General features: G+C 27.9%; 7 protein-coding genes. 2 read left to right on the forward strand and 5 right to left on the reverse strand.

Annotation, left to right across the window (positions count from 1 at the left end; genetic code table 11):
- Positions 1 to 359 precede the first annotated feature (359 nt).
- A complete protein-coding gene (locus tag BUB36_RS17755; RefSeq protein WP_073153395.1) occupies positions 360 to 1556 on the reverse strand; it encodes a class I SAM-dependent rRNA methyltransferase in 1197 nt (398 codons plus the stop codon).
- Between the two features lie 818 nt (positions 1557 to 2374).
- On the opposite strand from BUB36_RS17755, the gene BUB36_RS17760 reads away from it, so the two are divergent.
- Positions 2375 to 3565: an L-lactate MFS transporter gene (locus BUB36_RS17760; protein ID WP_084112131.1), complete on the forward strand. Its 1191-nt coding sequence runs from the start codon at positions 2375 to 2377 to the stop codon at positions 3563 to 3565.
- Between the two features lie 271 nt (positions 3566 to 3836).
- Here the strand turns inward: BUB36_RS17760 and BUB36_RS17765 are convergent, their stop codons facing one another.
- The 4 genes from BUB36_RS17765 to BUB36_RS17780 form a co-directional block, all read right to left on the reverse strand.
- Positions 3837 to 4412, reverse strand: a complete 576-nt coding sequence (locus BUB36_RS17765; protein ID WP_073153398.1) for a TlpA family protein disulfide reductase — start codon at positions 4410 to 4412, stop codon at positions 3837 to 3839.
- An 11-nt stretch (positions 4413 to 4423) separates the two neighbouring features.
- Complete coding sequence (locus tag BUB36_RS17770) at positions 4424 to 5122, reverse strand: cytochrome c biogenesis CcdA family protein (RefSeq protein WP_073153401.1); 699 nt, start codon at positions 5120 to 5122, stop codon at positions 4424 to 4426.
- Positions 5123 to 5309: 187 nt separating this feature from the next.
- Positions 5310 to 6689, reverse strand: a complete 1380-nt coding sequence (locus BUB36_RS17775) for a sensor histidine kinase (protein ID WP_073153404.1) — start codon at positions 6687 to 6689, stop codon at positions 5310 to 5312.
- A gap of 15 nt (positions 6690 to 6704) precedes the next feature.
- Positions 6705 to 7391 (reverse strand): response regulator transcription factor, encoded by a 687-nt coding sequence (locus BUB36_RS17780; protein ID WP_073153407.1) that lies wholly within the window; start codon positions 7389 to 7391, stop codon positions 6705 to 6707.
- 715 nt (positions 7392 to 8106) lie between these two features.
- Here BUB36_RS17780 and BUB36_RS17785 point away from each other — a divergent pair.
- Positions 8107 to 8367 (forward strand): hypothetical protein (locus tag BUB36_RS17785; RefSeq protein WP_330390545.1); only part of this gene is annotated, 261 nt, incomplete at its 3' end.

Raw genomic sequence — 8367 nt, forward strand, 5'->3', positions numbered from 1 at the left:
CATGTAGATATATTAAATCTGGAAGAAAGACTACTTTTAGAATGAGTAGTAGTTATCCTTATAAAGACAAATTTCAAATAATTATGAAAAACATTGATAATATTACTTTTGCATAATTTATAAAATCAAATTTGAAAACCTTAAAGCAATAACCAAGGGATTAGTCTGCTCTTTTTTAGGTTACAACATAAGATTTTGAGTTGGTATCTTATTAAAATTATAATCTTTGGTTCTATTGTTAATGAAACCAGAACTTCAGATATAAGATTTTACCTTTTAACATTAATTTTCATCATAATTCATTGAGTTATGAATAATTCAGGTTTAAATAAGTTTTTTTAAAAGAACCATCCCTGGTATCATTTGATTTTTTTAATAAATACTACTTTTAGATAATTACCCTCTTCAAATTCCTTTATAGTTCTAAAATCTGGGGGTAATGAAAACTCCTCTAAAAATTTGTATCTACTATGCCTTTCCTTAAATGCAGTATCTATAAATCCCTTAAACTTTTTCATGCCAAAGGAACTACAATTTGTGGACGCTATTATTACACCGTTATTTTCTGTTATAGCTATAGCTTCTTTAAGAAGATTCTTATAATCCTTTGCTACACTAAATCTGTAATTCCTTGATTTAGCAAAGCTAGGAGGGTCTAGTATAACCATATCAAATTTGAGATTTTTCTTTACAGCATATTTAAAATAGTTAAACACATCCTCCACAATTATGTCATGGGCTTGATAATCTATTCCATTTATGCTGAATTGCTCTATTGTCTTTGAAAGACTTCTATTAGCAAGGTCAACACTAGTAGTTCTTCTTGCTCCACCCAAAGCTGCAAATACCGAAAATGCCCCTGTATAAGAAAATGTATTTAACACTGTCTTTCCTTTAGAATACTTATCTCTAATAGTTCTTCTTACATCTCTTTGATCTAAAAATACTCCTACCATAGCACCTTCATTTAAGTATACAGCAAAATTAACTCCATTTTCCTTTACTATAATGGGAAACTGTCCTCTTTCACCAAGAATAAATCCATCTTCTTCAATATATTTACCTTGCGTATCAAACCTCTTTTTTTGATATATTCCCTTAAATCCAACCACTCTTTTTAATAAATTTATAACATAATCTCTAAACTTATAAATACCTTTGCTGTACCAATTTATTAAGTAATAACCATCATAATAATCAATAGTTAATCCACCTATTCCATCACCTTCACCATTAAATACCCTAAATGCAGTTGTTTCTGGATTATTATAAAAGCTTGCTCTTTTATTTAAAGCAGATATTATCTTCTTCTCAAAAAAGCTTTCGTCTATCTTTGTATTTTCTTTTCTACTAAGAATCCATCCATAACCTTTATTTTGCTTTCCATAATATCCCCTTGCAATGAATTTATTTTTTTCATCTACTAGCTTAACTATTACTCCTTCCCTTTCAAGGTCATTAGTATTTATTATGGCTTCTTTTAAAATTAATGGATATCCGTTTTTGAATTTATTTACAAATCTCTGTTTAATCCTTATACTTATTTCTTTTTTCATTTTTTTCATCCTATCTATATAGATTTCCCATAGTAAAACTTAATTTATACATATCAAAATATCCAGAGCTTTTAAGGAGTTTTGATGTGTGTAAATTAACTGTTTTGCTAGAATATCTATAGATAACCAACATTGAAATTTATAATACTCTAAAGCTGGTTATTATTATGGTTTTGAATAGTTATAGATTCCTATATAGAGACAGCTACCACTTAACATTCCCTAACTAATCTTGCTAAAATCATAGATTTATATTTTTATTTACTATTAAGCTCTCATTATTAGATTATACCAGTTTAATTCATATAATTTAATAAAAGCTTTTTAAGGTAACTCAATATTCCAACAGGAATCGTTATCATATTCTAGTTATAAGCAATCCATCTGTTACTCTACCCTATGCCAAGGAACTACATAGGCTCGCCCTTTTGAACAGAAGATGAAGGATGAACTGTACTCAATATCTGCTTTTTTTATAATTAATTCTCTCTATAACTTCCTCTTTATTATAACATATATCATATCTGTCAAAAAAGATTTATCATTCCCTTTCCGCTAGTAAATTTATTGATTGTCTTTTTTATTTTTCCATGATTATTCCATAATCTTTACATAACTTACTGTTAATATTTATAGATTATTAGTGCTAAAATTATAAATTTATTGAATAGTATATTAATTTTACTTGTTTAATACCTATACTAACCATATAATATTTATTATATAATTTATAATCCTATAGCTTTATAAAAACCATTAAAAGCCTTAATTTGTAATTATTGTAAACAAAGAACTCATATTATGGAGGAGGAATACTAATGAATGATAAAACAATCAATCGTTGGTTTGTAGTTTTCGGTGCTGTATTATTACAAATGTGTATAGGTGCTATTTATACATGGAGCTTGTTTAATCAGCCCCTCATGGATAAGTTCAGTTGGGAAAAGGGCGAAGTAGTTCTTACTTATTCAATTGCTATTTTTATTTTTGCTTTCTCAACTATTTTTTCTGGCAGACTACAAGATAGAATAGGTCCAAGAAAAGTTGCTATTATTGGTGCTATGCTTTATGGTGGAGGCTTGATGCTAGCTTCTACAGCTACTTCTATTATACAATTATATATCTATTATGGTGTTATAGCTGGAGCTGGAGTAGGCTTTGCTTATGTTTGTCCATTATCTACTTGCGTCAAATGGTTTCCAGAGAAAAAGGGCTTTATCACGGGTATAGCAGTAGGTGCTTTTGGACTTGGAAGCTTAGTCTTCAAATCTTTAATTCAATATTTTATAGCTACTAATGGTGTTTCTTCAACATTTTTTTATTTAGGTATGATTTATACTATTTTAGGTTTAATTGGAGCTAATTTTTTAATTCTTCCCCCAATTAGGTACAACTCATCTACCCAAAGCTCTAATACTATTAAAGAAAATAATTTTAAAGTTGGAGAAATGGTTAAAACTAAATCCTTTTATCTAATCTGGATAATGTATTTCTTCGGATGTATGAGTGGACTTTTAGTTATAGGACTTGCTAAGGATATTGGCATGCAATTGGCTGGATTAGAAGCTTCAGTAGCAGCAAATGCAGTGGCTATGATTGCACTTTTCAATGCTGGTGGAAGACTTATATGGGGTGCACTTTCAGACAAATTAGGTAGAATAAAAGTCGTGACAATAATGTTTATAATAACTGCTATATCAATGATTACAATGAGTGTAGTTACTTTAAGCTATATTACTTTCTTTGCCTGCTTAGCTGGTATTGCATTCTGCTTTGGAGGGTTCTTAGCAGTGTTTCCAACCATAACTGGAGAATTCTTTGGTATTAAAAATCTAGGCGCAAACTATGGAATCATATATCAAGCATATGGAGCAGCGGCACTAGCTGGTCCAATAATTGTTGCAAGAGCTGGTGGTTTAAAGCCTACATTTTTAATAGCTGCTTTTCTTGCTATAGTAGGTGCTTCTTTAACTTTCGTAGTAAGACAACCTAAAACAAACAATATATAGTGAGAAGAAAAGAATTTACTACATTCTTTGAGATATCACTGCATTAGTTGGTCTGCTCTTAACAGTACTAAATAAGGTGCTAAATAAAGTTAATCTACTTATTTTTTATAGATTTATATAATTGTGTTTAATTAGATAAAAGAGGCTAGAGTAGCTGGCAAAAACTATTAATCTTTACTAGCTACTCTAGTCCCCTTTTTTTCCAATCTTTTCACTATAATATTTTTTTATAAGATTATATTATATTCATAACCAAGAAAAAATGGTTTTATTATTCGTTTGCCCTTATACTTTCTAGTATTTTCTTCATTTGAGCATATTCCATCATCCCAGGTATTCCTCCAAGTAGTGTACCATCCTTATCAACAAAGTATGATGTAGGAAAAGCACTAGCTAAGTACATTTTAGCCACTTCACCTTCTTCATCTAAAACTACTTCAAAGTCATATCCACCTTTTTCAATATAATTTTTAACAGTCTCTTTGCTTTCCTGTACATCCACTGCTAATACCACTAAATCTTCATTTTCCTTATCTAGTTTTTGTAAATCTGGCATTTCTATATCACAGTATTTACACCATGTAGCCCAAAAATTAATAAGAACTATCTTACCTCTGTAATCTTTTAGGGATACTTCTTTTTCATCTAAATTCTTGAGAGTAAAATTTGGTGCAGCTTCACCAACAGCTATATCAGGCTTTTTCTTTTCTTCTTCATTTTCTTCATAAGTAGTATTTTCTGCGTCTTTAGGCAAATTGTTTTCCGATTGTCTTAAAGTTATTAAATAATATAGACCTCCCATCAATGCTAAAGTAATAATTATTATCACTAAACGCTTCTTATTCACCATAGCCCTCCTTAATTTATTAATAATCTACTTATATCTACAACTTTATTTAAGAATACTAAAATCCCAAAAATTATCATAATAAAACCAGCAATTTTAGGAATATATACTATAATTTTTTTCCCTCTATTAAGGAACTTGCTAAATACGTTTATAAATAATGCTGTTAATATAAAAGGGATTGCCATCCCTAAGGAATATGTTAATAAGAGATAAATTCCTTTTGATACAGTACTAGAACCTCCTGCATAAATAAGTATGGATGCTAAAACAGGACCAAAACACGGAGTCCAACCAGCAGCAAAGGCCATTCCCATCAAAATTGAACTAAACCAATTAGTAATTCTTTTAGGTCTTGTAATTCTTTTTTCTCTGTTTAGAAACTCTAATTTTATGATACCTATCATTTTCAAACCAAAAACAATTATTAATATTCCACTAATTTTAGAAAAAATAACTTTATTCTTTACAAATATTTTCCCAATCAGGCTAGCCGATGTTCCCATTATCATAAATATAATCGTAAAGCCTATAATAAATCCAATAGTCCTTTTTAATGCATATAATCTCCTTTTTTCAAGTTCACTTTCAATACTAATACCAGTAATATACATTATATATACAGGAATTAATGGAAGTATACATGGTGAAAAAAACGATAAAAATCCAGCTACAAAGGCTATTGGTATTGAAACATTTCCTAACGTCATATAAACCTCCTTAAGCATTGTATATAAAAGTGTTGCTCCATTATTTATCTCAATTTTCTTCTTATTAGTTTAACATAAAATTATAAAAGAAATATAAAGATACAACAGATATTACAATAATTATTTATATATTTTTATAAAGCTTCCATATCTAATAAAATTAGAGCCTTATCAAATATATATTAGTTTATTTTTCTATTGGTAGAATTACAGTAAATATACTCCCCTTACCCAACTCACTTTCAACATCAATCCTTCCGCCGAGGGCATCAACTAATGCTTTTAAAATTGTTAGCCCTATTCCAGTACCACCTGTTTTTCTATTTCTTGTTTCATCTATCCTATAAAACCTTTCAAATATAAAGGGTAAATCCTTACTAGATATACCTATCCCATTATCTTTAACAGCTATAGCTACATCTTTCCCTATTTTTTTTAAAGAAACTTCTACTTTGCCTCCTTGATTTGTATAACTATAAGAATTATTAAGCAAATTTATTATTATTTGCTTAATTTTATCTTTATCAGAAATTATATTTATATCTGTGTCATAATTAAAATCTAATTTAATATCTTTATTATCATATTGAGGACTAAACAGATCTATAAGTTGTCTTATTTCATCAGTAAGGTTAAACTCTGTTATATTTAAATGTATATCATCTTCTTCTAGTTTTGCTATATTTTTAAGCCTTTCAACTAACTTAGAAAGTCTTATTATTTCTTCATAACAGCTTTCAAGCCTTTCTTTTCTAGGCTCCCAAATCCCATATAGAAATGCTTCCATTGTATTTTGTAGGGTTGTTAAAGGAGTTCTAATTTCATGGGCCATATCCGAGGTCAGTCTTTTTCTAAGCATGTCTTTACTTTCAAGAGTTTTTACTAAATAATTTATTGAGTCAGATAATTGATTAATTTCATATGTGCTTCCTTTTACATCCAATGATATATCTAAATTCCCTTTCCTAATTTCATTTGTTGCCTTGGCCATCTTTTTTAACGGTATAGAAAAGTGTCTTGCCAAAAATATGCTCATAATTATCCCAATAACTAAAGTTATATATGCTGTTTCAATCAAAGTATCTTTTATAGTATTTTTCATTTTTAAATCCTGAATATTACAATTATCTAGTCTATAATATCCGATAATTATGTCTCCAATCTTTTTATTATTCTTTATTAAATCATAATTTTCTTCTTTGTAGTAATTTTTATTAAATTGTTCCTTGGATTTTTTAGGGTATTGTAGTTGTAATTTTTGCCCTTTTTCTTCCAAGTAATCTTTATTTGTCTCAAGTATGCTTTCTCCATCTATACTTTCAACTCTAATATAAAGACCCTCACTCTTTGCAATAATTTCTATATCTGAAGGATGATATATTCCTTTTTCCATGTCATAATTATTTTCTATAATATCAGTAATCATTAACATCATTCTATCTTTTTCACCTTTTAAGTAATCATCAAATTTATTGTCTATCTTATTATTGCTTATAATAACTCCTAAAATTGTAGATAATAGTATCACAATTAAAAAGCTTATTATCAGTTTATTTACAAGCTTCATATTGGTAATTCTCCTCTAACAGTTAAATTTATATCCCATGCCATAAACAGTTTGAATATACTTTGGATTTTTAGGATCATCCTCTATTTTACGCCTTATATTCATTATGTGAACATCGATGGTTCTATCAATACCATCAAAATCTATTCCGAACACTTTCTCTACCAGTTTATCTCTAGATAAAATTCTACCTCTATTAGAAATCAACACTTTGAGAATTTTAAATTCACTCGGTGTAATTTTAATTTTAATTCCCTTTTTTATTACACTAATTTGTTTCAAATTTACTTCTAGATCCCCATCATTAAATACAAATTTTTCAGCTTGTAGGTTTTCTTCCTTATAAGTTCTTCTTATAATTGCTGCAATTCTACTTACAAGCTCCTTTGCACTAAAAGGCTTTGTAACATAATCATCTGCACCTATATCTAAGCCTTCTACTTTATTTTCTTCATCCACCTTAGCAGAAAGCATAATTATTGGAACATCGGATTTAGATCTAATCTTTTTACAAACTTTTTCTCCACTCATTTTAGGAAGCATAAGATCTAATATTACAAGATGGATTTCCTCTTTTTCAAATATTTCTAATGCTTCTATACCATCATAGGCTTTAAAAATGCCATAATTCTCAATTTTTAAAAAAGCTTCTAAAAACTCCACTATCTTAATTTCATCATCTACAATCAAAATATTTTTCATTTACTACCCTCCTATACTTTTAAAAAATCTTAACACATTTTCATTATTTCTATAATACACCCTATATTCTATCTTTAAAACTAATTTTGATATTAATTACATCAAAATCCCCTATAGGAATGATAAGGGATTTTCTAATAGAATTATCATATATATTAACACATTTTTTAATTAAAACTCTATACATCATAACTTTACTTTTCTTTATAATACTCACTATAGAAATTTAAGTAAAGACTTTAATTTATACATGTCCAAAATGCCCAGAAACATTGCATATTTGTACATGTATAAATTAAGTTTTACTATGTAAATTTTATATATCAAATAAATATAAAGAAAATATAAGTATTTAAATTATCTTCTAATAATCATTTATGAACTTACAGTATTTTTTTGTGCAAATTTATAACAGTTCAATTTAGTTGGCATTATGTTAAATATTGATTTTAGCAATATTTATGCAGAACCAGCTTGAATTTCTTATTTTATGGATTTATCAATAATCAATATAGTATCTGATTGCAATCTACTTTTTTTAGATCAAGTCCACTAGTGCTTCGAATTTCTCTGCTATTTATCATCTGTTGAAAAACATTTTGAGATAAATTCATTTTTTCCCGCAGTAAAGAAGATATTCTAAAGCGAATCTGCAACTATAAGCTATTAACTCAACTTTCGCACATAAAAATCATTGAAAAAAACTGAGATTTGAATGAAAAATTCAAAAAATATAGTAAGAACATCCCCTTTTCTTGATATAATAGATTCACCACAAACCAAATATCAGAAAGGAATGTTCTTAATGAATACTATTATATCAGAAAAATGTGGTGATGATAAAAAAATTAAAACTATTATAGATAGTTTCTTTAAAGAATACAAAATTTGTACATTATTAAAGCAATCAAATTTCTATAAACAAAAAGGTTTTTCATGTCTTTTAGTGTTTAAGTACATTTTTATGCTTATTTTT

This window comes from Paramaledivibacter caminithermalis DSM 15212 (assembly GCF_900142245.1).
GTDB classification, from domain to species: domain Bacteria; phylum Bacillota; class Clostridia; order Peptostreptococcales; family Caminicellaceae; genus Paramaledivibacter; species Paramaledivibacter caminithermalis.

Coding starts and splice junctions, on each gene's coding strand:
- BUB36_RS17760 (WP_084112131.1), top strand. CDS start 2,375: ATGAATGATAAAACAATCAATCGTTGGTTTGTAGTTTTCGGTGCTGTA.
- BUB36_RS17775 (WP_073153404.1), bottom strand. CDS start 6,689: ATGAAGCTTGTAAATAAACTGATAATAAGCTTTTTAATTGTGATACTA.
- BUB36_RS17755 (WP_073153395.1), bottom strand. CDS start 1,556: ATGAAAAAAGAAATAAGTATAAGGATTAAACAGAGATTTGTAAATAAA.
- BUB36_RS17770 (WP_073153401.1), bottom strand. CDS start 5,122: ATGACGTTAGGAAATGTTTCAATACCAATAGCCTTTGTAGCTGGATTT.
- BUB36_RS17780 (WP_073153407.1), bottom strand. CDS start 7,391: ATGAAAAATATTTTGATTGTAGATGATGAAATTAAGATAGTGGAGTTT.